The organism is Achromobacter sp. SIMBA_011, from assembly GCF_046535435.1.
Classification (GTDB): Bacteria; Pseudomonadota; Gammaproteobacteria; order Burkholderiales; family Burkholderiaceae_B; genus Achromobacter; species Achromobacter dolens.
Genome location: NZ_JAWRWN010000726.1, coordinates 1 through 259 on the forward strand (window position 1 = coordinate 1; position 259 = coordinate 259).

The window sequence follows — 259 nt, forward strand, 5'->3', positions numbered from 1 at the left end:
GCGTCGGTCATGCGCGCCAGCAGCGAACTGCCGTCGCTGAGTCCCACGTAATCCTCGTCGAGCGTTTCCGCGAAGCGGATGACGTCGCGCTGCGCGAACGGATGTCCTTGCGGCACCAGCAATACGAGTTCGTCGCGGCGATACAGACGTCGCTCGATGCCGGGCGCAGGCACGTTGTCCGCGAACACGCCCAGATCGGCCTTGCCCGCGCCCAGCGCGGCGACGATCTCGTGACTCAGACGCTCGAGGAGCGTCTGAG

The 259-nt window shown here is 66.8% G+C and carries 1 protein-coding gene; it reads right to left on the reverse strand.

Going from position 1 to position 259, the window contains the following annotated elements; translation table 11 throughout:
* On the reverse strand, positions 1–259 hold a 259-nt coding region (locus tag SB816_RS32870), incomplete at both ends, for a LysR substrate-binding domain-containing protein (RefSeq protein ID WP_410548364.1).